Source organism: Vibrio sp. 10N.222.55.C6 (genome assembly GCF_041473395.1).
Lineage (GTDB): Bacteria > Pseudomonadota > Gammaproteobacteria > Enterobacterales > Vibrionaceae > Vibrio > Vibrio crassostreae_C.
In genome coordinates this window covers 1-228 of the sequence record NZ_JBFRSD010000888.1, presented here as the reverse complement: position 1 = coordinate 228, position 228 = coordinate 1, and the positions used below count along the sequence as shown (strand labels likewise).

Sequence of the window (228 nt, the reverse complement as noted above, 5' to 3'; positions counted from 1 at the left end):
AATATCTTGGAACAGTAGGACTGAAAAAGCGTTCTTGCCGCCTTCTGTTTTGGATAGCCCTTTTTCGTTAAAGGTTTGGAGTACAATCGCGGTAGATGACAGTGCGAAGATCAAACCGATAGTCAGCGCAATGGTCCAAGGTTGTCCGAAGAAAAGGGCGATACCCATTACAATCGCGGTAGTGCCACCAACTTGCAGGCCACCCAGCCCCATCAGTCGGTTTCTCAT

Annotated in this window: 1 protein-coding gene; it reads right to left on the bottom strand. The window is 48.7% G+C overall.

The genetic code is table 11. The features are described from left to right. Positions 1-228, bottom strand: a 228-nt coding sequence (locus AB4486_RS26705; RefSeq protein ID WP_372119788.1) for a cation:proton antiporter, incomplete at both ends; no start/stop codon positions are given.